At 64.5% G+C, this 21,418-nt stretch carries 20 protein-coding genes; 12 read left to right on the forward strand and 8 right to left on the reverse strand.

Features of this window, described 5'->3' with window-relative positions; translation table 11 throughout:
• Window positions 1-86: 86 nt before the first annotated feature.
• Window positions 87-3,557, reverse strand: coding sequence for an indolepyruvate ferredoxin oxidoreductase family protein (locus PSEST_RS17090; RefSeq protein WP_015278227.1), 3,471 nt, complete (start codon window positions 3,555-3,557; stop codon window positions 87-89).
• 241 nt (window positions 3,558-3,798) lie between these two features.
• On the opposite strand from PSEST_RS17090, the gene PSEST_RS17095 reads away from it, so the two are divergent.
• Window positions 3,799-4,269 (forward strand): Lrp/AsnC family transcriptional regulator, encoded by a 471-nt coding sequence (locus tag PSEST_RS17095; protein ID WP_003281718.1) that lies wholly within the window; start codon window positions 3,799-3,801, stop codon window positions 4,267-4,269.
• Window positions 4,270-4,505: 236 nt separating this feature from the next.
• On the opposite strand, the gene PSEST_RS17100 is transcribed toward PSEST_RS17095, so the two are convergent.
• Window positions 4,506-4,922 (reverse strand): DUF192 domain-containing protein, encoded by a 417-nt coding sequence (locus PSEST_RS17100; RefSeq protein ID WP_015278228.1) that lies wholly within the window; start codon window positions 4,920-4,922, stop codon window positions 4,506-4,508.
• A gap of 111 nt (window positions 4,923-5,033) precedes the next feature.
• Between PSEST_RS17100 and PSEST_RS17105 the strand changes: the two genes are divergently transcribed.
• From PSEST_RS17105 to PSEST_RS17125, 5 genes are all read left to right on the forward strand, one after another.
• The gene (locus PSEST_RS17105) at window positions 5,034-6,374 is read left to right on the forward strand and encodes a short-chain fatty acid transporter (protein ID WP_015278229.1); all 1,341 of its coding nucleotides are present in this window, start codon (window positions 5,034-5,036) and stop codon (window positions 6,372-6,374) included.
• 273 nt (window positions 6,375-6,647) lie between these two features.
• Window positions 6,648-8,039, forward strand: coding sequence for a GntP family permease (locus tag PSEST_RS17110; RefSeq protein WP_015278230.1), 1,392 nt, complete (start codon window positions 6,648-6,650; stop codon window positions 8,037-8,039).
• A gap of 115 nt (window positions 8,040-8,154) precedes the next feature.
• Window positions 8,155-8,925, forward strand: a complete 771-nt coding sequence (locus tag PSEST_RS17115; RefSeq protein WP_015278231.1) for a 3-hydroxybutyrate dehydrogenase — start codon at window positions 8,155-8,157, stop codon at window positions 8,923-8,925.
• Window positions 8,926-9,038: 113 nt separating this feature from the next.
• Entirely contained in the window at window positions 9,039-10,619 is a 1,581-nt protein-coding gene (locus PSEST_RS17120) for a thymidine phosphorylase family protein (protein WP_015278232.1), read from the forward strand.
• Window positions 10,619-11,515: a ribose-phosphate pyrophosphokinase gene (locus tag PSEST_RS17125; protein WP_015278233.1), complete on the forward strand. Its 897-nt coding sequence runs from the start codon at window positions 10,619-10,621 to the stop codon at window positions 11,513-11,515. Before PSEST_RS17120 ends, PSEST_RS17125 begins: the two co-directional genes overlap by 1 nt.
• A gap of 209 nt (window positions 11,516-11,724) precedes the next feature.
• Here PSEST_RS17125 and PSEST_RS17130 read toward each other — a convergent pair whose 3' ends face one another.
• From PSEST_RS17130 to PSEST_RS17145, 4 genes are all read right to left on the reverse strand, one after another.
• Window positions 11,725-12,507, reverse strand: coding sequence for a DNA-formamidopyrimidine glycosylase family protein (locus tag PSEST_RS17130; protein WP_015278234.1), 783 nt, complete (start codon window positions 12,505-12,507; stop codon window positions 11,725-11,727).
• 177 nt (window positions 12,508-12,684) lie between these two features.
• Window positions 12,685-14,073 (reverse strand): short-chain fatty acid transporter, encoded by a 1,389-nt coding sequence (locus PSEST_RS17135; RefSeq protein ID WP_232422562.1) that lies wholly within the window; start codon window positions 14,071-14,073, stop codon window positions 12,685-12,687.
• A gap of 204 nt (window positions 14,074-14,277) precedes the next feature.
• Window positions 14,278-15,162: an RluA family pseudouridine synthase gene (locus tag PSEST_RS17140; RefSeq protein ID WP_015278236.1), complete on the reverse strand. Its 885-nt coding sequence runs from the start codon at window positions 15,160-15,162 to the stop codon at window positions 14,278-14,280.
• 164 nt (window positions 15,163-15,326) lie between these two features.
• Complete coding sequence (locus tag PSEST_RS17145; protein WP_038663258.1) at window positions 15,327-15,590, reverse strand: PepSY domain-containing protein; 264 nt, start codon at window positions 15,588-15,590, stop codon at window positions 15,327-15,329.
• A gap of 226 nt (window positions 15,591-15,816) precedes the next feature.
• Here PSEST_RS17145 and PSEST_RS17150 point away from each other — a divergent pair, with 226 nt between their 5' ends.
• Window positions 15,817-16,590, forward strand: coding sequence for a DUF899 domain-containing protein (locus PSEST_RS17150; RefSeq protein ID WP_015278238.1), 774 nt, complete (start codon window positions 15,817-15,819; stop codon window positions 16,588-16,590).
• A 2-nt stretch (window positions 16,591-16,592) separates the two neighbouring features.
• On the opposite strand, the gene PSEST_RS17155 is transcribed toward PSEST_RS17150, so the two are convergent.
• Entirely contained in the window at window positions 16,593-16,949 is a 357-nt protein-coding gene (locus PSEST_RS17155) for a copper-binding protein (RefSeq protein ID WP_015278239.1), read from the reverse strand.
• Window positions 16,950-17,119: 170 nt separating this feature from the next.
• Between PSEST_RS17155 and PSEST_RS17160 the strand changes: the two genes are divergently transcribed.
• The 4 genes from PSEST_RS17160 to PSEST_RS17175 are packed head-to-tail and all read left to right on the forward strand — an operon-like array spanning window position 17,120 to window position 19,720.
• On the forward strand, window positions 17,120-17,428 hold the full coding sequence (locus PSEST_RS17160; protein WP_015278240.1) for a PepSY domain-containing protein: 309 nt from the start codon (window positions 17,120-17,122) through the stop codon (window positions 17,426-17,428).
• Window positions 17,429-17,436: 8 nt separating this feature from the next.
• Window positions 17,437-17,742 carry a PepSY domain-containing protein gene (locus tag PSEST_RS17165; protein WP_015278241.1) on the forward strand — a complete coding sequence of 102 codons (306 nt, stop codon included), beginning with the start codon at window positions 17,437-17,439 and terminating at the stop codon, window positions 17,740-17,742.
• Window positions 17,742-18,407: a response regulator transcription factor gene (locus tag PSEST_RS17170; RefSeq protein WP_015278242.1), complete on the forward strand. Its 666-nt coding sequence runs from the start codon at window positions 17,742-17,744 to the stop codon at window positions 18,405-18,407. The genes PSEST_RS17165 and PSEST_RS17170 overlap by 1 nt, the downstream gene beginning before the upstream one ends.
• Window positions 18,404-19,720, forward strand: coding sequence for a sensor histidine kinase (locus tag PSEST_RS17175; protein WP_015278243.1), 1,317 nt, complete (start codon window positions 18,404-18,406; stop codon window positions 19,718-19,720). Before PSEST_RS17170 ends, PSEST_RS17175 begins: the two co-directional genes overlap by 4 nt.
• A 5-nt stretch (window positions 19,721-19,725) precedes the next feature.
• Here PSEST_RS17175 and PSEST_RS17180 read toward each other — a convergent pair whose 3' ends face one another.
• Complete coding sequence (locus tag PSEST_RS17180; RefSeq protein WP_015278244.1) at window positions 19,726-19,941, reverse strand: hypothetical protein; 216 nt, start codon at window positions 19,939-19,941, stop codon at window positions 19,726-19,728.
• Between the two features lie 325 nt (window positions 19,942-20,266).
• On the opposite strand from PSEST_RS17180, the gene PSEST_RS17185 reads away from it, so the two are divergent.
• Window positions 20,267-21,139 carry a WYL domain-containing protein gene (locus PSEST_RS17185; RefSeq protein WP_015278246.1) on the forward strand — a complete coding sequence of 291 codons (873 nt, stop codon included), beginning with the start codon at window positions 20,267-20,269 and terminating at the stop codon, window positions 21,137-21,139.
• The last annotated feature ends 279 nt before the right edge of the window (window positions 21,140-21,418 follow it).

The following is a 21,418-nucleotide window of genomic DNA, read 5'->3' on the forward strand; positions in this document are numbered from 1 at the left end:
TACCGGGGCCACCGCTATTCGGGCGATCCGGGCCGCGAAAAACTGGCAGGCGTTACTCCTGCGCCAGTAACTTCGCGGCCATCGCGCTAGGCCGCAGGCTGGAACAGCCGCACGCTCTGCACCTCGTCGCCCTTGGCCAATTGCTCGCGGAGCAACTTCTCCTGCTGGCGGGCCTTGGCGATGGAGCGCTCCTTCACCGGGCCGTAGCCGCGGATCTGTTCCGGTAGCGCGGCGATGGCCACGGCGGTGCGGTAGTTGGTCGGCTTGAGCTGGGCCAGCAGCTCGTCCACGGTTTTCTCGTACTCGCTGATCAGCTGGCGCTCGACGCGGCGGTCGTGGCCATAGCCGAACGGATCGAGCGGCGTACCGCGCAGGAAGCGGAACTTGGCCAGCACGCCAAACAGGTTCAGCACCCACGGCCCCAGCTCGCGCTTGCGCGGTTCACCGGTTACGGGGTCACGCTTGGCCAGCCAGGCCGGGGCGAGGTGGAACTGCAGCTTGTAGTCGCCCTCGAACTGCGCTTCGAGCTGCTGGCGGAATTCCGGCTCGCTGTACAGCCGCGCCACCTCGTACTCGTCCTTGTAGGCGAGGAGCTTGAAGTAGTAGCGCGCGACGGCCTTGGATAGCGCCAGATCATCGGCGCTATCGGCGTCGCGCACGCGCTCGACCAGCTGGCGATAGCGGCGCGCCAGCCCGGCACTCTGGTAGCGGGTGAGGAAATCCACGCGCCAGTCGACGATCTCTTCCAAGGTCTTGCAGATCGGTTCGACCATATCGACGGGGCGTGCCAACTGCTCCACCGCTTCACGCTCGAGCACGGCACGGCGGCCCCAGCGGAAGGCCTGCAGATTCAGCTTGGCCGACACGCCGTTGAGCTCGATGGCCTTCTCGATGGCCTCGGCGCTGATCGGCAGCAGCCCCTGCTGATAGGCGAAGCCGAGCAGGAACAGGTTGGTGGCGATGCTGTCACCCAACAGCCGCGTGGCCAGGCGAGTGGCATCGACGAAGTGGGTCTTGTCGGCACCGACCGCATCGCTGATGGCCTGGCGCATAGCCGCGCCGGGCACCTGCGCATCCGGGTTGCGGGTGAACTCTGCGGTGGCCGACTCGTGGCTGTTCACCACGGCGTTGCTGATCTGCTCGTTGAGCCGGGTCAGTGACTCGTCACCAGCGGCGACGATCAGGTCGCAGCCCAGCAGCAGGTCGGCTTCACCGGCAGCGATGCGCACGGCATAGATGTCGCTCTGCTTCGCGGCGATGCGCACGTGGGTGGTCACCGGGCCGAATTTCTGCGCCAGACCGGCCTGGTCGAGCACCGTGCAGCCCTTGCCTTCCAGATGCGCGGCCATGCCGAGCAGCGCGCCGAGTGTGGTCACGCCGCTGCCACCGACGCCAGGAATCAGCACGTTCCATGGACGATCCAGCGTTGGGTGCTGCGGCTCGGGCAAAGTCGCCGCCTCGATACCGCCAGCTACTGCTTCGGGTTTGCGCAACCCGCCGCCATGCACGGTGACGAAGCTCGGGCAGAAGCCCTCGACGCAGGAGAAATCCTTGTTGCAGGCGTTCTGGTCGATCTCGCGCTTGCGCCCCAGTTCGGTTTCCAGCGGCAGCACGGCGAGGCAGTTGGACTTCTCACCGCAGTCGCCGCACCCCTCGCAGACCGCCGGGTTGATGAAGGCGCGCTTGGCCGGGTCTTCCATCTTGCCGCGCTTGCGCCGGCGACGCTTCTCGGTGGCGCAGGTCTGGTCGTAGATGATCACCGAGACGCCCTTGAACTCACGCAGCTCACGCTGCACGGCATCCAGTTCACGGCGGTGGTGGAAGCTGGTGATCGGCGCGAAGGTATCGCGGCTCGGGTACTTGTCCGGCTCGTCGCTGACCAGGGCGATGCGCTTGACGCCCTCGTGGAAGATCTGCCGGCTGAGCTGGTCGACGCGCAACTCGCCGTCGATCGGCTGGCCACCGGTCATGGCCACGGCATCGTTGTAGAGAATCTTGTAGGTGACGTTGACACCTGCTGCGACGGCGGCGCGCACCGCCAGGCTGCCGGAGTGGAAGTAGGTGCCGTCACCGAGGTTCTGGAACATGTGCGGGGTGTCGGTGAACGGCGCCTGGCCGATCCAGTTGACACCCTCGCCGCCCATCTGGGTAAAGGTCTCGGTGCGTCGGTCCATCCACTGCACCATGTAGTGACAGCCGATGCCGGCCGAGGCGCGGCTGCCCTCGGGCACCTTGGTCGAACTGTTGTGCGGGCAGCCGGAGCAGTAGTGCGGCGTACGCACGGTGCTGTAGCTGCGCGCGGCCAGGGCCTTCTCCTTGGCGGCCAGGAAGGCCAGACGGGCCTGGATGCTGTCGCTGGTGTAGATCGGCGCGAGGCGCTTGGCGATCACCCGCGCGATCATCGCCGGGGTCAGTTCGGAGAGGTTCGGCAGCAATGAATTGCCCTGCTCGTCGAACTCGCCAACCACCCGCGGACGCTTGCTGACGGGCCAGTTGTAGAGCTGCCCGGTGAGCTGGTCCTCGATGATGCTGCGCTTCTCCTCGACCACCAGAATCTCGTCCAGCCCCTGGGCGAACTCGTGCACCGAGACCGGCTCCAGCGGCCAGCTCATGCCGACCTTGAGCACGCGCAGGCCGACCGAGGCGCACAGCGCTTCGTCCAGGCCCAGGTCATCCAGCGCCTGGCGCACATCGAGATAGGACTTGCCGGTGGTGATGATGCCAAGCCGCGGATTCGGCGAATCGAGCATCACCCGGTTCAGGTTGTTGGCCCGGGCAAAGGCGCGAGCAGCGTAGATCTTGTACAGGTTGAGGCGCTTTTCCTGAGCCAGCGGCGGGTCCGGCCAGCGGATGTGCACGCCGTCCTCGGGCAGCTCGAAGTCTTCCGGAATGCGCGTCTGCACGCGCAGCGGGTCGACTTCCACCACGGCGGAGGAGTCGACGTTCTCGGCAATGGTCTTCAGCGCCACCCAGCAGCCGGAGTAGCGCGACAGCTCCCAGCCGATGATGCCGTAGTCGAGAATTTCCTGAACGTTGGCCGGGTTCAGCACCGGAATCGAGGCGGCGATGAAGGCATGCTCGCTCTGGTGCGGCAGCGTCGAGGATTTGCAGCCGTGGTCGTCACCCGCCAGCAGCAGCACGCCGCCCTGGGGCGACACACCCGCCGCATTCGCATGCTTGAACACGTCGCCGGCGCGGTCGACGCCCGGGCCCTTGCCGTACCACATGGCGAACACGCCGTCGTACTTGGCGCCGGGGAACAGGTTGGTCTGCTGGCTGCCCCACACCGCGGTGGCGGCCAACTCTTCGTTGACGCCGGGCTGAAAGTGGATGGCGTGTTGCTTGAGGTAGTCGCGGGCTTCCCAGAGGCTCTTGTCCAGCCCGCCCAGTGGCGAGCCGCGATAGCCGGAGATGAAGCCACCGGTATTCAAACCACGGGCCTGATCACGCTGATGCTGCAGCATCGGCAAGCGGGTCAGCGCCTGGGTGCCGGTGAGGTACAGATGACCGGTTGCAAGCCGGTACTTGTCGTCCAGACGGATCTCGGCCAGAGACATGGGGCGCTCCTAATTTGTTGTTATCGGAGTCAGGGCAGCGTTGTTCGCTACCCGCCTGACGCAGTCATGGAGAAACCGCACGGTTGTTTCTCGATGCTGGCAATCGGCAGGGGATCACCCCACCGTCGCGTGTCGATTAACAGTCTGGCCGTGACGAAGAGAGATTTTCTTTCTACTTTTGCGGTAGAACAGTGCTTCTGTGCATGACCCATTCGCTAACAACAAGAAAACAGGCACGACCATGCAGACTTCGCCACTAAGCAGCATCGATCGCAAGATTCTCCTGCTGCTGCAACACAACGCCGATCTCTCCGCGGCGGAAATCGCCGAGAAGGTCGAACTGTCGCAATCGCCGTGCTGGCGACGCATCCACCGCATGCAGGAAGAGGGGCTGATCGAGCGCAAGGTCGCCCTGCTCAACCCGAAGAAACTCGGGCTGAACATGACGGTGTTCGTCAACATCAAGCTCTCGGCCCACGGGCGCAGCAACCTCGACGAGTTCGAGCGGGCCGTGGTCGGGTATCCCGAGGTGCTGGAGTGCCACACCATGGCTGGCGAGTCGGATTACCTGCTCAAGGTGGTGGCGCGCGATATCGACAGCTACGAGCGCTTCCTGCGTGACCAGCTTTTGCAGCGGCCGCACGTGCAGGAGGCGCATTCGCATATCGCCATGAGCGAGGTGAAGCGCACCACGGAGTTGCCGCTGGATTAAGCGTTAAGACTGGCGGGACGTTCGCGGCAGGCGGTGGATAAGGCGGAGCCGTGATACAGCCTACGGGCGAAGCAGCCGCCACGAGGGAATGAAAGCGTAGGGTGGAAAACGGCCAGAGCCTTTTCCACGCGTCCACCAGGATCGCCTCCGACACCGTCCAGGGCACCCGCATGCGTCGGGCCTGATTGCGGTGGATAAGGCTTCGCCGTTATCCACCCGACACACCGCTTGCACGCCTACTCCTGCGGTATCCCTTCCAGACGCGCGTCCCGTCCGATCTGCCGCTCGGCGAACCAGCCCTGGTTCATCTCCAGCGCATAACGCGCGGGCCGCTTCGAACATCGTATTTCGGTGTTGAATGGCTCCAGGTCGAGCACATCGACCAGAACGCCGTCCTCATCGAAGAACGCCGCGGACAGAGGCAGCGGCGTGTCCTTCATCCACAGGCAATGCCGGCGCACTTCGTCGAAGCGGAACAGCATGCCGCTGTCGGCGGCCAGTTCACTGCGCCCCATCAGGCCGCGTTCGCGCCGGGCGACGGTCTGCGCGTACTCGGCGTGCAGTTCATGTCCATCCAGACGCAGCCGCAATGGCTCATCGGCCTGAACGGTGCCTGCAAGCACCAGCAGTGACAGCAAAAGCGCAACAGGCATCGAGCAACCTCCTCAAGCGGAGCGCAGCGGGAACAGCCGGCCGCCGCCGCACTCATAAGCGAAGCGCCGCACCTGCGCGGCGACATAACGACAACAAGGGAGAACCCCATCGTGCTCAACAGAATAACCGCCGCCAGCGTCTATCTGGTGCAACGCTTCCTCCCCTCGCCCTTCGTCTTCGCCATCCTGCTCACGCTGATCGTGCTGATCGCCGCCATGCTCAGCACCGGCCAGGGCCTGCCGGCGATGGCGCAGCACTGGGGCAACGGCTTCTGGAACCTGCTGGCCTTCACCATGCAGATGTCGCTGATCCTGGTCACCGGCCATGCCCTGGCACGGGCGCCGGCAATCAATCGCCTGCTCGACCGCATGGCGCGCATCCCGCAGTCGCCCGGGCAGGCCATCATTCTGGTGACGCTGGTGGCGCTGGCCGGCTCCTGGATCAACTGGGGCTTTGGCCTGGTGATCGGCGCGGTGTTCGCCCGCGCGCTGGCGCGCCAGGTGCGCGGCGTTGACTATCCGCTGCTGGTGGCCTCGGCCTACTCAGGCTTCCTGATCTGGCACGGCGGCTTTTCCGGTTCGATCCCGCTGTCCCTGGCCAGCGGTGGCGCCGATCTGGAAAAGATGACCGGCGGCGCGCTGACCGAAGCCATCGGCGTCGGCCAGACGCTGTTCGCCTCCTACAACCTGATCATCATCGCCGTGCTGGTGGTGGGCCTGCCGCTGTTGAACTGGGCTATGCAGCCGAAGACGCCGAAAGTGGTCGACCCGGCGCTGCTGGAGGAACCCCAGCCGAGCGACATCCCGCGGGAAACCGCCACCCAGCGCCTGGACGACAGCCGCATCCTCGGCCTGATCATGGTTGCCCTGGCGGTGCTGTTCTTCTACCAGCACTTCAGCAATAACGGTCTGGCACTGAGCCTGAACATCGTCATCTCGATCTTTCTCTTCGCCGGCCTGCTGATGCATGGCACGCCGGAGCGCTACATGCGCGCCATCGAGGAAAGCATTCGCGGCATCGCCGGGATCGTCGTGCAGTTCCCCTTCTACGCCGGGATCATGGGCATGATGGTCGGCGCCAATGCCGCTGGTGTGTCCCTCGGCCGCCAGGTCACCGACACCTTTATCGCCTGGTCGTCGGCCGAGAGCTTCCCGGTGCTGGCCTTTCTCAGCGCCGGGCTGGTCAACGTCTTCGTGCCCTCCGGTGGCGGCCAGTGGGCGGTACAGGGGCCGATCATGCTGCCGGCTGGCGCCGCGCTCGGCGTGGCACCGGAAGTCACGGCCATGGCGATCGCCTGGGGCGATGCCTGGACCAACATGATCCAGCCGTTCTGGGCCCTGCCGCTGCTGGGCATCGCCGGACTCGGGGCGCGCGACATCATGGGCTACTGCCTGCTCTGCCTGGTGTTCTCCGGTGTGGTGATCGCTGGTGGGCTGTACTTCCTGACCTGATACGCCTCTGCATTCCGGACCGCGCTGCTGTCCGGAATGCTGGACCGCACTGTCCAGCATTCAAGACATCGATACCGTCCACCATTTTGGACAGCCTGCAGAAACCCTATCGAAATCAGTGAGTTGCATATCTGGCACGGAACTCGCTAAATCACGGTGCGGCCTGTCCGCAGCCGAAACAAGAAAAACAATGCGCCTGCCGTGCAGCAGCGAGTCCCCGAATGCCCTCGGCAGCGTTCGGTCGTGCCGCACGGGGCCAGGAGATCGTCCCCGATGAGCGTCGTCATCGCCCTTGCTGCATTGGCCCTGCTGATGCTCGCCGCCTACCGCGGCTACAGCGTCATTCTGTTTGCTCCCATCGCCGCCATGGGTGCGGTGCTGCTCACCGACCCGTCCGCGGTGGCGCCGGCGTTCACCGGCATCTTCATGGAGAAGATGGTCGGCTTCATCAAGCTCTATTTCCCGGTATTCCTGCTCGGTGCGGTGTTCGGCAAGCTGATCGAAATGTCCGGCTTCTCGCGCTCCATCGTCGCCGCGGCGATCCGCCTGCTCGGCACCAGCCAGGCGATGCTGGTGATCGTGCTGGTCTGCGCGCTGCTGACCTACGGCGGCGTGTCGCTGTTCGTCGTGGTGTTCGCGGTGTACCCCTTCGCCGCCGAGATGTTCCGCCAGAGCAACATGCCCAAGCGGCTAATCCCGGCGACCATCGCCCTCGGCGCGTTCACCTTCACCATGACCGCCATTCCCGGCACGCCGCAGATCCAGAACATCATCCCCACCACCTTCTTCAACACCACCACCTGGGCTGCGCCCTGGCTGGGTCTGATCGGCACCGTCTTCGTCTTCGGCCTGGGCATGCTTTATCTGAAGTGGCAGCTTGGCAAGGCCATGGCCGCCGGCGAAGGCTACGGCACCAACCTGCGCAACGAGCCGGAAACACCCGCCGATATTGCCCTGCCGAACCCCTGGCTGGCGCTGTCGCCGTTGATTCTGGTGCTGGTGGCCAACCTCTTGTTCACCCGCTGGATTCCCGAGTTCTACGGCACCAGCCATAGCCTGCAGCTACCGGGCATGAGCGCGCCGCTGGTCACCGAGGTCGGCAAGCTCACCGCCATCTGGGCGGTGGAAGCGGCGCTGCTGCTGGGCATTGCCCTGGTACTGGCGACCAGCTTCGGCACCCTGCGCGGCAAGCTTGCCGAGGGCAGCCGCACGGCGGTCGGAGGCTCGCTGCTGGCGGCGATGAATACCGCCTCGGAATTCGGTTTCGGCGCGGTGATCGCCTCACTGCCAGGCTTCATCGTGGTGGCCGATGCGCTCTCGGCGATTCCCAACCCGCTGCTCAACGAAGCCATCACCGTCAACCTGCTGGCCGGCATCACCGGCTCGGCCTCCGGCGGCATGAGCATCGCGCTGGCGGCGATGGCCGACAGTTTCGTCGCTGCGGCGAATGCCGCGCAGATTCCCCTGGAAGTGCTGCACCGGGTTGCCTCGATGGCCTCCGGCGGGCTCGACACCCTGCCGCATAACGGCGCGGTAATCACCCTGCTGGCGGTCACCGGGCTGACCCACCGCGAATCCTACAAGGACATCTTCGCCATCACCCTGATCGCCACGGCCGCGGCCTTCTTCGTGATCGGCGTGTACTACGCTACCGGCATCGTCTGATGGTGGCGGCTGCTCGCCGTTATCGGCGAAGCGCCGCGCCATCAGCGATTGCCTTCCGACAACAAAAAAAGCAAAGGCACCGTCCTCGGGCGGTCGCCGCCAAGCGGGAGAAACCATGAACCTCACAGGCAAGACCGCACTGGTCACCGGCTCCACCAGCGGCATTGGCCTCGGGATCGCACTGAAGCTGGCCGAAGCCGGCGCCGACCTGATCCTCAACGGTTTCGGTGATGCCTCGGCAGCGCTGGCCGAAGTCGGCCGCCATGGCCGCAAGGTCGGCCACCACGGCGCGGACGTGTCCGATCCGGCACAGATCGCCGAGCTGTTCGCCTATGCCGAGCGCGATTTCGGTGGCGTCGACATCCTGGTCAACAATGCCGGCATCCAGCACGTGGCGCCGGTGGAGGAGTTTCCGGTAGAGCGCTGGGACGCGATCATCGCCATCAACCTGTCCTCGGCGTTTCACACCACACGCCTGGCCCTGCCCGGCATGCGTCAGCGCGGCTGGGGGCGGATCATCAATATCGCTTCGGTGCACGGGCTGGTGGGCTCCGAGCAGAAGGCCGCCTACGTCGCCGCCAAGCACGGCCTGGTCGGGCTGACCAAGGTGGTCGCGCTGGAAACCGCCACCACGCCGATCACCTGCAACGCCATCTGCCCCGGTTGGGTACTGACCCCACTGGTACAGCAGCAGATCGACGAGCGCGCGCGGGAGAGCGGCGATGAACAGCAAGCCCGCCACGACCTGCTGGCCGAGAAGCAACCCTCGCTGGACTTCGTCACCCCCGCGCAACTGGGTGCCATGGCGCTGTTTCTCTGCAGCGAGGCCGGTGACCAGGTGCGCGGTGCGGCATGGAACATGGACGGCGGCTGGGCGGCGCGCTGAATACGGTTTTTGCTGACCTGCGGCAACGCACCAGGGCAAAACGCGCGCGGCCGCTTGGCAAGCGGCGCTACGCTGAGGCTAGATAGCCATCATCCCTCCAGCGATGCGCGCGCATGACCACCATCAGCAGTGAAACACCGATCAATGGCAAGTCTCCGGTGCACCTGGCGCTGCGCCGGGTTGCGATCGATACCTACCGGGAAAACGTCGCCTACCTGCACCGCGACTGTGCCGCCTGCCGCGCCGAAGGTTTCCAGGCGCTGGCCAAGGTGGAGATTCGCGTCAACGGCAAGCGCATTCTGGCCAGCCTCAATCTGGTGGACGACCCGGCCATCGTCGGCTGTGACGAGCTCGGTTTGTCCGAAGATGCCTTCGCCCAGCTTGGCGCCGAAGCCGGCGTGCCGGCATCGATTTCCCAGGCTGAACCGGCGGCATCCATTCCCGCCCTGCATCGCAAGATCGCCGGCGAACGCCTGCGCCGCGAGGACTTTCTGGCGATCATGCGCGACATCGCCGAGCATCGTTATTCAAAGATCGAGCTGACCGCCTTCGTGGTCGCCTGCAACCAGGGCGAACTGGACCGTGAGGAGGTGTTCTTCCTCACCGACGCGATGATTCAGGTCGGCCGCCGCCTGGACTGGCGCGAGCACCCTGTGGTCGACAAGCACTGCATCGGCGGCATCCCCGGCAATCGCACGTCGATGCTGGTGGTGCCCATCGTCGCCGCCCACGGCATGCTGTGCCCGAAGACCAGCTCGCGGGCGATCACCTCACCGGCCGGTACCGCCGACACCATGGAGGTGCTGGCCAACGTCGAACTGCCGTTCGAGCGCCTCTGCGAGATGGTCCGCGAGGAACGCGGCTGCCTGGCCTGGGGCGGCACCAGCGAGCTGTCGCCGGCCGATGACGTGCTGATCGCCGTCGAGCGGCCGCTGTCGATCGACTCGCCCGGGCAGATGGTCGCTTCGATCCTGTCGAAGAAGATTGCCGCCGGCTCCACTCACCTGCTGCTGGACATTCCCATCGGCCCGACGGCCAAGGTGCGTTCGATGGCCGAGGCGCAGCGCCTGCGCAAGCTCTTCGAATTCGTCGCCTCTCGCCTGGGCCTGACCCTGGACGTGGTGATCACCGATGGCCGCCAGCCGATCGGCAATGGTATCGGCCCGGTGCTGGAGGCACGCGACGTGATGCAGGTGCTGCAGAACGATCCGGCGGCGCCGATCGACCTGCGCCAGAAGGCGCTACGCCTGGCCGGACGCATGCTGGAGTTCGACCCCGACGTACGCGGCGGCGACGGCTATGCCATCGCCCGCGACATCCTCGATTCGGGCCGGGCGCTGAAGAAAATGCATTCGATCATCGCCGCCCAGGGCAGCAAGCCCTTCGATCACAACCATCCACCACTCGCCCGCCTCAGCTTCGACGTGCTGGCCGAGCGCAGCGCGGTGGTCACCGGCATCGACAACCTGCAGCTGGCACGCATTGCGCGGCTGGCCGGCGCACCCAAGGTGCAGGGTGCCGGCGTGGACATTCTGCGCAAGCTCGGCGAACCGGTGCAGGCTGGTGACTGTCTGTATCGCGTTTACGCGGATTTTCCCGCCGACCTCGCCTTCGCCCGCCAGGCCACCGAGCGCGCCAGCGGCGTCAGCCTCGGCAGTGCCGACCAGGTTCCCAGTGTTTTCGTGGAGTTCTGATGCAAAGCCAGCTGCTGTATTTCGATGATGAGCGCGCCGCCGCCCTGCGCCTGGCCGAAGCCTGCGGCCTGACCGCGGCGCAGATCGAGCGCCACCGCTTTCCCGATGACGAACTGCGCCTGCGCCTGCCGCTGGCCGACGGCGAAGCGATCGCCGAGCAACTGGTGATCTACCGCGGCCTCGATCATCCCAACGAGAAGCTGGTCGAGCTGCTGCTGATCGCGGGCGAGGCGCGCCGCCTGGGCGCCAAGCGACTGGTTCTGGTCACGCCTTATTTGGCCTACATGCGTCAGGACATCGCCTTCAACCCGGGCGAGGTGGTCAGCCAGCGGGTCATCGGCCAGCTGCTGGCCGGGCAGTTCGACGGGCTGATCACCGTCGACCCGCACCTGCACCGCGTTGCCACCCTGCAGGAAGCCGTGCCGCTGGAAGATGCCGTCACCCTCTGCGCGGCCCCTGCACTGGCACGGCTGATCGCCGAGCGCCATCCCGATGCCCTGCTGATCGGCCCGGATGCCGAGGCGCTGCAGTGGATCGAAGCGGCGGCCGCCGAGCATGGCTTCGCCCATGGCGTCTGCAGCAAGGTCCGCCACGGCGACCATCAGGTGGAGATCGCCCTGCCGGAACTGCAGTTTGCCGGACGCCATGTGGTGCTGCTCGATGACGTCGCCAGCTCCGGCCGCACCCTCGCCCAAGCCGCGGAGAAGCTGCTCGCTGCCGGTGCCGCCTCGGTCGACGTGGCCGTGACCCATGCGCTGTTTGCCGGCGATGCGCTGCAGGTGATACGCGACGCCGGCGTCGGCCATGTCTGGAGCACCGACTGCATCGCCCACGGGAGCAACGCCGTGAGCATGGCGCCGCAGCTGGCCGAAGCGCTCAGGCCGCTGTTGCGCTGAGACGCTAGGCAACGCACAGCAGAGCCCGACCGCGACGTGGACAAGGCGCTGCCGTTGTCCACCCTACGAGCATCCTGCACCGGCGAACCATCTACGCCTCAACACCACGCCGCCGTAGGGTGGAAAACACGCAGCTTTTTCACCGAGCCGGGCGACCACCTCGGCGGCGGCGGAACAACCGCGTGGACAAGGCTGCGCCGTTGTCCACCCTACCCCTCATCCACCGCACTCGGCTCCTCGGGCACGAGCTGTGATGAATCACCGTAGCGCTTTTGGCAGCGCTCGCAGAAGAACGCCCGCCGCCTGCTGCGCCCCAGTTCTTTCACCTTCACCAGCGGAATATGGCAGCGCACGCAGGCCGTCTTGCCATGGGCCAACCAGTGCGCCTTGAGCACGCCGGCCTGTTTCCACTCGAGAAACTCGAAGCTGTAGCTACGCGCCTCGCGTACCAGTTCGCGCAGCTTGGCTGGCGGCAACTCGCCGATCAGCGACAGCGGATGCACACGAATCCGATAGAGCACCTCGTTCTTGATGATGTTGCCGGAGCCGGCGAACAGCGTCTGGTCGAGCAGCGCATCGCAGGCCAGCAACCGTGGCCGTGCGCGCAAACGCTTGAGCGTCGTGCGCGGGCTCCAGGCATCGCTCATCACATCCATGCTCCAGTCATAGGCCGCACCCAGCGGCCCCTCGATCAGCTGCACGGAGCAGGCATAGAAGTTCAGCTCGCCATTGGCAAAAGCCAGGCTCAGCCGTGCGGTGGCGTCCTTGCGTTCGTTGATGCGGTAACTGCCGAACAGCAACAGATGGATGCGAACGGCGACGTCTTCCAGCTCGATCAGGAAATGCTTGCCCCAACTATGGAAGCCGCGCACCGCCTGACCGACGAGGCGAGACATGTCGATCTTCGCGCTGCCTTCGGCACGCTCGACGGTGCGCCCGCTGAATGCCGCGACTTCTTCACGCAGGATAACGATGGAGGGACCTTCGGGCATGGCGGTATCGCTTCTGCTGGAGCAATACCGATATCGACTGAAGCCTGGCCTGAAGGTGCGATGGGGGTGACCGAATGACCCGAGCCGACTCGCAAGCTGGCTAGATCACCCGGCCAACGCTGCCGCAAGGATGACGATGGCAGGACAGGTCTGACGTCCCAGGGCTAGCTGTGGCCCTCAGGCAGCAAGGTAGCCCCAGATCCAGATAGTGCCGCTAAAGATGAGTCCCAGATAGCCCAGGATCAGCACCATGTAGCCCATCACATCGCGCAGTTTCAGCTTGGAAATTGCCAGCGCCGGCAGTATCCAGAACGGCTGAATCATGTTGGTCCACTGATCGCCGACCTGCACACCCAGTGCGGTTGCCGCCAGGGACGCATTCAGCTCGCGCGCAGCCTCGATCACAACGGGCCCCTGCATCGCCCACTGACCACCCCCCGACGGCGCGAGAATATTGATCAGTCCACCGCTGATGAACGACCAGATCGGCAGCGTTTCGGCAGTGGAAATCCGGACGAACAGCTCGGCGAAGGATACAACCAGCCCCGAACCAACCAGGACGCCCATGATGCCGGCGTAGAACGGGTACTGGATGATGATCCCCGAAACGATCTTCACCCCTTCAGCCAACGCCGCCAGATAGCGGGCCGGCGAAGCGAACAGCAGAATCCCGAGAAACACGAAGATGAAATTGACCGTGTTCAGATCCAGCGAACCACCATCGGAGAAGCGCAAGCCGACATAGAACAATCCGAGCGCGCCGATGACGATCCCGGTCACCTTGCTGTGATTCATCCGATCAGCCAGGGTCGCCTCAGTGTTTCCTGCCAGGCTCGGCTCGAACGGGATGGCGACCGTTGTCGGATCGATTTCAACGATCTGCCTGGGGTTCTTCGGATGAAGCCAGGCGTTGAACAGCGGTAGCGTCAGCACAACCAGTGCCGATGCGATCAGCAGCGGAGCGCTGAAGATGGTCTCCGAAAGGGGTATCAACCCCATGCGGTCCTGCAGGAAATGCCCTTCGGTCGCGATCAGCAGCGGGACACTGCCAGACAAACCGATACCGTAAACCGAGAACCCGGAAAACGCTGCCGCGATTACCAGCGGGTAATGCAGGCCCGGCACCTTCAGTGCCAGCTTCTGAGCGACGATGCTGCCAATCACCAGGCCGAACCCCCAGTTCAGCCAGCTGCCGATCGTACCGACCAGGGTGGCGACGACAATGGCGGCAAACGGCGTACGTACAGTGCCGGCGATCCGGTCTAGCAAACCGTCGACGAGAGGGGTGCGAGCCAGTATGTAACCTGCCAGGAGGATGACCGTCATCTGCATGCTGAACGCCAGCAGGTTCCAGAAACCACCGCCCCAGTAGCGCGTAACGTCGAGCGGGCTGCTGCCTTCGACAAGCACCGCAAGGAGCATGGTTAGAACCGTGAGCCCCATGGCGATGACCAACGGGTCCGGCATATAGCGATTGACTAGGCGTGTGAAGAAGTTGGCTAACGCATTCATGGGGCCTCCTGGCCGTTGTTTTTCTGGACGGCGACGGTAGACGGCCTGGATCAAAGCCAACAATCCGATAATCGAGTAACGGTTCGTTTATCGAACGCTTTCGATTGGACGCACGAAGCCTCAGCCGTGATGGAATGAGGCAAGGGATGCATTGATCACTGAGAGAAGCGAAACCCGGGCGGCTGGGGCGCGCCGCCTTGTGCGCAATGGCGGTACGAAGCTCGGCCCTGATGCTCTATGGAACGAGCAACCCGCGGATCACCACTCGAGCTGCAGCATGCTCTCGAACTCGCGCAGCGCTCCGCTCAACGGGTCGCGAAAGCGCAAGCCGCGTGCCAGCAGCTTGAGCGGGCGTGCGTAGTCGTCAGCGTCGCGCTGGCTTCGCTCCAGCAGCTGCGGGTAGAAGGGGTCGTTGCAGATGCCGGCGCCGAGCGTGGCCATGTGCAGGCGCAGCTGGTGCTTTTTGCCACTGATGGGTGAAAGCCCATAGCGCCAGAAGTCGCCGCGCCTTTCCAGCACCTCGATCAGTGTCTCGCTGTTCGGTTCGCCATCGCCTTCGCGCATGAGGAAGAACGGCTCACCCGGCACCATGCACAGGCGTCGGCGCATGGGGAACTCAAGCCCAGGCAGCGCCGGGCAGATCGCCTCGTAGCGCTTGTTGATCTCTCGCTGACGAAACAGCGCCTGGTAGGCACCGCGGCTCTCGCGGTTGGCCGAGAACAGCACCAGCCCGGCGGTGAGACGGTCGATGCGATGGATCGGCACCAGATCGGCGTTACCCAGCCGTTTGCTGAGCCGCGCCAGCAGGGTTTCGTTGACGTACTCGCCGGCGGGCATTACCGAAAGAAAGTGCGGTTTGTCCGCCACCACCAGATGCTCGTCGACATGCAGGACGCGCTCCTCGAACGGCACCGGCGTCTCGTTCGGAACTTCGCGAAAGTAATGGATGCGCATGCCGACCCGATAGGCCTGCGCGGCATCGATCGGCTGCATGTCGGCATCCAGCACCCGGCCACGGGCCATGCGATCGAGCCAGGTGTCGCGACCGATCGCTGGAAAATGCGCGCACAGGCAGTCGAGTACCGTAGGCCAGTCGCCTTGGGGCAGATGCAGGGTGCTGGGACGGGAGTTGGAAACGGACATGGAAGCAGCTACGCGGCGCGACGAGGAGCTGGATGATACCCGCTCTATCAGTGGCTGCCTCCCGTTGCGGGAGTATCGCCGCAGGTGCCCGCTGAGCGCAGCGCCGCCTCAGCAAGGCGATGCATGCGCTCAGCGTAAACGTCAGTTGCGCGGTGGATGCAGCATCAGTCTTCCTTTTCCTTGGTCACTTCGCCGGTGCGGCCGTCGATGCTGAACTCGTACTTCTTGCCGTCCTGCTTCATGCCCTCGCCTTCCCAGCCGTCGTCATCGGCTTCGATGCCGTGCAGTTCGGTATAGCCGGCGGCCTTCGCCTTCTCCACAGCTTGCTCAAGGGTGATCCAGTCGGCGCCGGGCTTGTCGGCTGCAAAGGCAGCGCCAGAACCCAGGATGGCAACAGCGAACGCGGCGGTCAGTGTCTTGTTATACATCTCGTTTTCCTTCTGCGAGCGGAACCAGATCGGGCCATATGAATAGGCCCCTGCCTGAATTACGAGCGCAACGACGGCCGCTAAGTTCAACCGCGGCACCGCCAGCTGCCGGGCATGTGCAGGTCCGATGTCGATTTCGCCTGGCGCCAATCGACTCTGCCACAGGGCCATCGCCACGCGACGCTGGCTCCGCGCACGCTCCCCAATTCGCGCCCCGGAGGTTCCCATGGCAACGCACAAGGTCGTATCCGATCAGGACTGGCTGGCTGCTCACAGCGCCCATCTGCAGGAAGAAAAACAGCTCACCCGCCAGCGCGATGCGCTCTTCGAGAAGCGCCGGCAATTGCCCTGGCGGCGCATCACCCAGGACTACCACTTTCACGACGCTGGCGGCCCGGTTCGCCTGAGCGAGCTGTTCGAAGGGCGCAGCCAGCTGGTGATCAAGCACTTCATGTTCGGCCCGGACTGGACCGAGGGCTGCGTCGGCTGTTCGTTCGAGGCCGATCATATCGGCGGCGCGCTGCTGCACCTGCTGCACCATGACGTCAGCTTTGCCGCTATTTCCCGCGCCTCGTTCGACCGGCTGGAGGCGTTCCGCCAGCGCATGGGCTGGTCATTCCGCTGGCTGTCGTCAGCGGGCAGCACGTTCAACCGTGACTTCCACGTGTCCTTCGATGCCGAGGACATCGTTGAGGGCAAGGTCTTCTACAACTTCGCCTGGCAACCCTTCGTCTGCGAGGAGCTGTCGGGCTTCAGCGTTTTCTACCGGGACCGGCAGGGCAAGATCTTCCACACCTTCTCGGCCTATGGTCGTGGCGCGGAAGAACTACTCGGCACCTATGTCCTGCTGGACATGACGCCCAACGGGCGCAACGAAACCGGGCCCCAACACAACCTCACCGACTGGGTACGCCTGCATGACCGTTACGACAGCGACGATCGCGTTGCCCCGACCGGTCGCTCCGAGCCCGCTGGCTGCTGCCATGAGCAGCGACGCTGAGGCTACTGCCGTCGAATGAAGACGATCTGCGGGTCCATCTCGCCGTCGGTGAAGCGAAACTCCACCGCATCGCCCACGGCCAGCCCGCGGAGCTGTGCGGCGTCCACCGTGAACGGCATCACCATCGCCGGCCACTTCAATTCCGGCACGGGCCCGTGGGCGATGGTGACGCTGCCCTGCTGCGCATCGATGGCACGGATCACGCCTTCAGCCCGGTAAGCGGTCTCGGCCTCCAGACTGTTGCCAGCCGACACATCATCGACCGGCGGCGGTGTGGTGGAGGGTTTCAGCAGGTCTTCGGCTACGGCGTGCCCCGCCAGGCAAAGCGTGACAAGCAGCGCGACAAGTGCGGTCTTCATGTGGCTCACCCCGATCGATTCGGTGCGACGTGCTGGATAAGCCTAGTAGGCCTGGTGGCGTTCGCCCTCGCCCGAACGATGCATTTGCCACGGCTGAATGACATTAAGTTTCGTTTAAGCCAGCCCCCGTAACCTGTGAATCGTCGAAACCAACCACAGGAATCAACACCATGAAAACACTGACTACGCTGTTCACCGCTGCAACCCTCGCCCTCGGTGCCAACCTGGCCATGGCCAAGGACATCGGTCCGGACGAAGCACTGAAGCTGCGCGATGCCGGCACCATTCAGTCGTTCGAGAAGCTCAATGAAGCAGCACTGGCCAAACACCCCGGCGCGACCATCGAGGAGACCGAGCTGGAAGAAGAGTACGGCCGCTACGTCTACCAGCTTGAATTGCGCGACGACAAAGGTGTGCAATGGGATCTCGAACTCGACGCCAAGACCGGCGAAGTGCTGAAGGACCATCAGGACGACTGAGGCCAGCCATGCGTGCCCCATTTCTCGCAACGCTTCCACTCGCACTGCTGCTCGCTGCCACTCCGGCAGCGAGCCGCGACCTCGATCAGGACGAAGCCCTGCGGCTGCGCAATGAGGGCCTGATCGTGCCGCTGGAAACGTTGATCCAGCGGGCGCTGGAGCGCTATCCCGGGGCACGGCTGCTGGAGGCGGAGCTGGAAGAAGACGACGATATCTACGTCTATGAAATCGAATTGCTGACCACCCAGGGCGTTGCCCGCGAGCTGGAGTTCGATGCTCGCGATGGCCGCCTGATCAAGGACGAGGAAGACTGATGCGTCTGCTCTTGGTCGAAGACAACGTTCCGCTGGCCGACGAACTGGTCGCCAGTCTCAGCCGCAACGGCTATGCGATCGACTGGCTCACCGATGGCCGCGATGCCGAATACCAGGGCTCAAGCGAGCCCTACGACCTGATCATTCTCGACCTCGGCTTGCCTGGCAAACCGGGGCTGGAGGTGCTGCGGGCCTGGCGCGCCGGCGGCCTCACCACACCGGTGCTGATCCTCACCGCGCGCGGCTCCTGGGCCGAGCGCATCGATGGCCTCAAGGCCGGCGCCGATGACTACCTGACCAAGCCCTTCCACCCCGAAGAACTGCTGCTGCGCATCCAGGCACTGTTGCGCCGTGCCCACGGCCTGGCCAACCAGCCCATGCTGCAGGCCGGTGGTCTGGAGCTGGACGAATCGCGCCAGTGCTGCCGCAAGGACGGCGAGGACATTGAACTCACCGCCGGTGAGTTCCGCCTGCTGCGCTATTTCATGCTGCACCCTGGCCAGCTGCTCTCCAAGTCACAACTGACCGAACATCTCTACGACGGAGAAACCGAACGCGACTCCAATGTCATCGAGGTGCACATCAACCGGCTGCGCGGCAAGCTCGGCCGCGAGCTGATCGAAACGCGCCGCGGTCAGGGCTATCGCTTCGGCGGCCAGGTGTGAAGTCGATCCAGCGCAGCCTCGGGCTGGCACTGATTGCCACGTTGTTGCTGGTGGCACTGGTATTGGTACAGACCAGCCTGTGGCTGTTCGAGTCGGGACTCAGACGCAGCCTGGAGACAGACCTGCGCGAGGAGACCGAAGGCTTGCTGATCGCCCTGGTGAAGGGGCCGAACGGTGATCAGCTGGACCTGAAGCGCCTCAATCCGCGCTATCAACGGCCCTTTTCCGGCCACTATTTCAAGATCGAGCTGCCCGGGCGCACCTGGCGCTCACGCTCGCTGTGGGATGCCACACCGCAATGGCCAGACCGTGCGGGGCTGGCAGACGAACTGCTCGACGGCCCCCAGGGCCAGCGATTGCTCGGCTATCGCGCCGAGTACCGCCGCGATGGTCAGCCGATCATCATCAGCGTGGCGCAGGACTACACGCCTATCCTCGACAGCTTTGCCCGCGTGCGGCTGAGCGGTCTGGGTCTGGTCGGCTTCGCCCTGCTCGCTCTGCTGCTGTTGCAACGCTACGCCATGGCCCTGGCACTACGACCGCTGGAGCGCGCACGCCAGCAGATCGCCCAGCTGCAGCAGGGCCAGCGCCAGCAGCTGGACCAGCAGGCGCCCGTCGAACTGCAGCCGCTGGTGGAGCAGATCAACCATCTGCTCAGCCACACCGAGGAGACACTGCAGCGCTCGCGGCATGCGCTGGGCAATCTCGGCCATGCGCTGAAGACGCCGCTGGCGGTGCTCGGCAGCCTGGTACAACGCGAGGAACTGGCCGCCCATCCCGAACTGCAGGCCAGCCTGCAGGAGCAGCTGGAGCAGATTCAGCAGCGCGTCAGCCGCGAACTTGGCCGCGCACGGCTCTCTGTCGACGTGCTGCCCGGCGCCCATTTCGATTGCGACGCCGAACTGCCGGCGCTGTTCGACACCCTGGCGATGATCCACCGCTCCGACCTCGAGCTGCGCTGGCATGCCCCAGCCGACTGCCGTCTGCCGCATGATCGCGAGGACATGCTCGAGCTGCTCGGCAACCTGCTGGACAACGCCTGCAAATGGGCCAGCAACCGTGTCGAGCTGAGCATCGAGCGCAGCAGCAACGGCTTCGTTCTGCTGGTGGACGACGACGGGCCGGGTATACCCGCGCAACAGCGGGAAAAGGTCATCGACCGCGGTGTGCGACTGGACGAGACGGCGGAAGGTCACGGCCTGGGGCTGGGAATCGTCAGCGACATCCTGACGGCCTGGCGTGGGGAATGGAGCCTGGAGGAAAGTCCGCTGGGGGGCTTGCGTGTGCGCGTCGCGCTACCCGCGATTCGTTGAGGCGATTACCGCGGACGTGCCAGCTCGTTGCGCATGTCTTCGAGAATGGTTTCCACCAGTAGTGTGTTCTGTACCTGATGTCCGGCCACGATCCGCGTCGCATGGGTGCCATTGATCGGATAGCCGACATGGACTTCCAGCCTGCCGTCCGCCTGCGGCTCCACGCGGGTGCGGTATTGCGAAGTGAAGGTATCGGCCAAATGACGGGACAGAGTCTTCATGGAGCATCTCTAGCAGTGAGCCTGAGACAAAGACCCGGTTCTACGCTCGGAGATTCCAGCCGTCCATCGGGAAGCCTTCGATCTTCAACAAACTGTAACCCTCCTCGTCATTTGCGATCGGCATCGGCATAGGCCAGCCATGCCAGCAAAAGCATCGCGACAAACGCCGCACAGGACATCACCAACGCATTGATCAGCAGGCTCATGTCAGGGTCTCCTCATCCACCGGATCGAGTTGAAACATACCCCGAATATATGTAGCGTTGCGCGACACGTCGACGTGCTCGACATAGGCATGTAAATCTTTGGAACAGGTGCAGAGGCGATGAAACGCAAGCAATCGATCAGTCAGATTCGCTGGGACCTGGCGCTGCGCTACCGGCTGATCGAGACCATCGCCTGGTGGGAAGGCCGCCTGACCACGGGCCACCTGATGCAGAGTTTCGGCATCAGCCGCCAGCAGGCATCGAAGGACATCAACACCTACCTGAACGAACATGCGCCCAAAAACCTGACATATGACCGCCACCTGAAGGGCTACAAGCCGACCAAAGTCTTCCAGCCGCTGTTCATCGACGGCAGCGCCAGCGCCTACCTGCACCTGCTTGACCAGAACCGCGTGCGCGCCCCGCATATCGAGGGCCTGGCGCTGGCCTACGCGCATACCGAAGTACTGCAGGTGCCGGACCGCAGCATCCGTCCGGAGGTACTGCGGCCGATCCTGCAGGCCTGCCGCGAGGGCCTGCGCCTGGAGAGCGAGTACGTCTCGCTGGCCAACCCGGAGGTGGAAATCCGCGTGATGGCGCCGCACACGCTGGTGTTCACCGGCATGCGCTGGCACGTGCGCGCCTACTGCGAGAAGAATCGCGAGTACCGCGACTTCGTCCTCAGCCGCTTCCGCGGCGAGCCGGACCTGATGGACGCAAGCGACCACACCCGCGAGCAGGACGATGCGTGGAACACGCCGGTGACTGTGCTGATCGAGCCGGACGCGCGATTGAGCCCGGCGCAGAAGGCGATCATCGAGGTGGACTTCGGCATGCTCGACGGCCACCTACCGGTGGAGACGCGCGGGGCGCTGGTGCAGTACGTGCTGCAGCGCTTCGGCATCGACCCGAATACCGTGCAGGCGAATGCGGCGGCGCAGCAGCTGCAGGTGGGGAATCTGCAGGCGTTGAAGGGGTGGTTGTACTCGTGAGGGCTTGTGGGGGTGGTCTTGGCCGTGAAGGGCATCGGCGCGGATTTCGGTATGTGAGCGCCGCGCTTTGCTTGGCATTTAGCTCAGGTTTCGCCCTGCTGGGCGACTCACTTTTCTTTGCACGCGCAAAGAAAAGTAAGCAAAAGAAAGCGCGCCCCTACATCCGGCCCTGCGCTACGCGCAGGGTTCGTTCGCTCCATCGCCGCTCCAGGGGTCGGCTTACAAGGGCCATCCATGGCCCTTTAAGCCTTTCGCCGCATCCATGCGGCTCACCCCCTT

Origin of the sequence: Stutzerimonas stutzeri RCH2, assembly GCF_000327065.1 — a bacterium.
GTDB lineage: Bacteria > Pseudomonadota > Gammaproteobacteria > Pseudomonadales > Pseudomonadaceae > Stutzerimonas > Stutzerimonas stutzeri_AE.

Excerpts from the sequence above, each read along its gene's own strand:
- PSEST_RS17090 (WP_015278227.1), bottom strand. The coding sequence starts at position 3,557 with ATGTCTCTGGCCGAGATCCGTCTGGACGACAAGTACCGGCTTGCAACC.
- PSEST_RS17130 (WP_015278234.1), bottom strand. The coding sequence starts at position 12,507 with ATGCCCGAAGGTCCCTCCATCGTTATCCTGCGTGAAGAAGTCGCGGCA.
- PSEST_RS17155 (WP_015278239.1), bottom strand. The coding sequence starts at position 16,949 with ATGAAGACCGCACTTGTCGCGCTGCTTGTCACGCTTTGCCTGGCGGGG.
- PSEST_RS17165 (WP_015278241.1), top strand. The coding sequence starts at position 17,437 with ATGCGTGCCCCATTTCTCGCAACGCTTCCACTCGCACTGCTGCTCGCT.
- PSEST_RS17145 (WP_038663258.1), bottom strand. The coding sequence starts at position 15,590 with ATGTATAACAAGACACTGACCGCCGCGTTCGCTGTTGCCATCCTGGGT.
- PSEST_RS17100 (WP_015278228.1), bottom strand. The coding sequence starts at position 4,922 with ATGCCTGTTGCGCTTTTGCTGTCACTGCTGGTGCTTGCAGGCACCGTT.
- PSEST_RS17180 (WP_015278244.1), bottom strand. The coding sequence starts at position 19,941 with ATGAAGACTCTGTCCCGTCATTTGGCCGATACCTTCACTTCGCAATAC.
- PSEST_RS17095 (WP_003281718.1), top strand. The coding sequence starts at position 3,799 with ATGCAGACTTCGCCACTAAGCAGCATCGATCGCAAGATTCTCCTGCTG.
- PSEST_RS17185 (WP_015278246.1), top strand. The coding sequence starts at position 20,267 with ATGAAACGCAAGCAATCGATCAGTCAGATTCGCTGGGACCTGGCGCTG.
- PSEST_RS17140 (WP_015278236.1), bottom strand. The coding sequence starts at position 15,162 with ATGTCCGTTTCCAACTCCCGTCCCAGCACCCTGCATCTGCCCCAAGGC.
- PSEST_RS17120 (WP_015278232.1), top strand. The coding sequence starts at position 9,039 with ATGACCACCATCAGCAGTGAAACACCGATCAATGGCAAGTCTCCGGTG.
- PSEST_RS17115 (WP_015278231.1), top strand. The coding sequence starts at position 8,155 with ATGAACCTCACAGGCAAGACCGCACTGGTCACCGGCTCCACCAGCGGC.
- PSEST_RS17150 (WP_015278238.1), top strand. The coding sequence starts at position 15,817 with ATGGCAACGCACAAGGTCGTATCCGATCAGGACTGGCTGGCTGCTCAC.
- PSEST_RS17125 (WP_015278233.1), top strand. The coding sequence starts at position 10,619 with ATGCAAAGCCAGCTGCTGTATTTCGATGATGAGCGCGCCGCCGCCCTG.
- PSEST_RS17110 (WP_015278230.1), top strand. The coding sequence starts at position 6,648 with ATGAGCGTCGTCATCGCCCTTGCTGCATTGGCCCTGCTGATGCTCGCC.
- PSEST_RS17170 (WP_015278242.1), top strand. The coding sequence starts at position 17,742 with ATGCGTCTGCTCTTGGTCGAAGACAACGTTCCGCTGGCCGACGAACTG.
- PSEST_RS17160 (WP_015278240.1), top strand. The coding sequence starts at position 17,120 with ATGAAAACACTGACTACGCTGTTCACCGCTGCAACCCTCGCCCTCGGT.